The sequence below is a fragment of the Streptomyces graminilatus genome, assembly GCF_001418565.1.
Lineage (GTDB): Bacteria > Actinomycetota > Actinomycetes > Streptomycetales > Streptomycetaceae > Streptomyces > Streptomyces graminilatus.
Window position 1 is genome coordinate 1 of sequence record NZ_LIQQ01000716.1, and the last position, 1,506, is coordinate 1,506.

The 1,506-nt window shown below is 70.7% G+C and carries 1 protein-coding gene and 1 pseudogene; both read left to right on the plus strand.

The window, feature by feature from the left end:
• Positions 1–102: 102 nt before the first annotated feature.
• Positions 103–540 (plus strand): annotated as a pseudogene (locus tag AOK08_RS40495) (cyclohexanone monooxygenase); the annotation flags it as partial.
• Positions 537–1,506 (plus strand): alpha/beta fold hydrolase (locus AOK08_RS40500; protein ID WP_055535380.1); only part of this gene is annotated, 970 nt, incomplete at its 3' end. The pseudogene AOK08_RS40495 and the gene AOK08_RS40500, both read left to right, overlap by 4 nt.

Consider the following 1,506-nt stretch of genomic DNA (forward strand, 5'->3'; position numbering starts at 1 on the left):
GGGGGGGGGGGGGGGGGTGGGGGGGCGGGGGGGGGGGGGGGGGGGGGGGGGGGGGGGGGGGGTGAGGGTGGTAGTGGTGGTGGTGACGGTGGCGGTAGTGGTGGTGGGATGCGGGCGCTGCGTGGGGCATCCGTCGCCGGGTTTCCCAACTGGATGACCGTCATCGGGCCCAATACCGGGCTCGGGAACTCCTCCATGATTCTGATGATCGAGTCCCAGCTGAACTATATGGCCGACTTTGTCAGGCAGTTGAGTGTTCTTGGGGGGCCTGGGGTGCGGGTCGCTCTTGATGCTCGGGCCGCCGCCGTCGATGCCTGGAGCGATCGGGTTCAGGAGAGGATGCTGCGCACCGTGTGGAACACGGGTGGGTGCAGTAGCTGGTATCTCGATGCCAACGGGCGCAACACCACCATCTGGCCCGGTACGACGTCCGAGTTCCGGCGGGAGACCCGGCGGGTGGAACTCTCCGAGTACGAGGTTCTGCGGGCCGAGATCGTCGGTAGCGGTGACGTCAACTTCTCTGCGGGGGTGGGCGCGTGAGCCGGGCGGGGAGTGTCGTCTCCGTGGCGGACGGGCCGTACGACCCGCCTGCCCCTGTTCGTGAGCTCGGCGTCGTCTCCGCGGACGGGGCCCGGCTGCATGTCGAGGTGCACGGTGTGGACGACGGGCCCGTGGTCGTGCTCTCGCACGGCTGGACCTGTTCCACCGCCTTCTGGGCCGCCCAGATACGCGAACTCGCGCCCGATCACCGGGTCGTCGCCTACGACCAGCGCGGCCACGGGCGCAGCCCGGCGAGCCCCGCGTGCAGTACCGACGCACTCGCCGACGACCTGGAGGCCGTACTCGCGGCGACCCTCGCGCCCGGGGAGAAAGCCGTGGTCGTGGGGCACTCCATGGGTGGGATGACGGTGCTGGCCGCGTCCGCGCGGCCGGGGTTCAGGGAGCATGTGGCGGCCGTACTGCTGTGCAGTACCGGCAGTTCGCGGCTCGTCGCCGAGTCGCTGGTCCTGCCGATGCGCGCGGGGTGGTTGCGGACCCGCCTCACCCGGCTGGGCCTCAGCTCGCGCGCTCCGCTCGGGCCGGTCACGCCGGTGTCCAGGCACCTTCTCAAGTACGCCACGATGGGCGCCGGTTCGTCTGCCGACATGGTCGAGGCGTGCGCCCGGATCGTGCACGCGTGTCCGCGCAAGGTGCGGCACGCGTGGGCGAAGGTTCTGGACGGGGTTCAACTCGATGATCGTGTGCGGGAGTTGACTGTTCCCGCCGCTGTCGTCGTTGGCACCGCCGATCGGATGACCCCGCCCGTGCATGCTCGGGCGCTGGCTGCCGCGCTGCCCGAGTGTCACGGGGTGACCGTGTTGCCCGGGCTCGGGCACATGACGCCGGTCGAGGCACCGGGGGCTGTCACCGGGGTGATCCGTGAACTCGTGGTTGCGTACGGGGAGTTGGGCGGAGAGTCGGGCGGGGAGTCGGGCGGCGAGTTGGGGCTGTCGCGTATACACATCT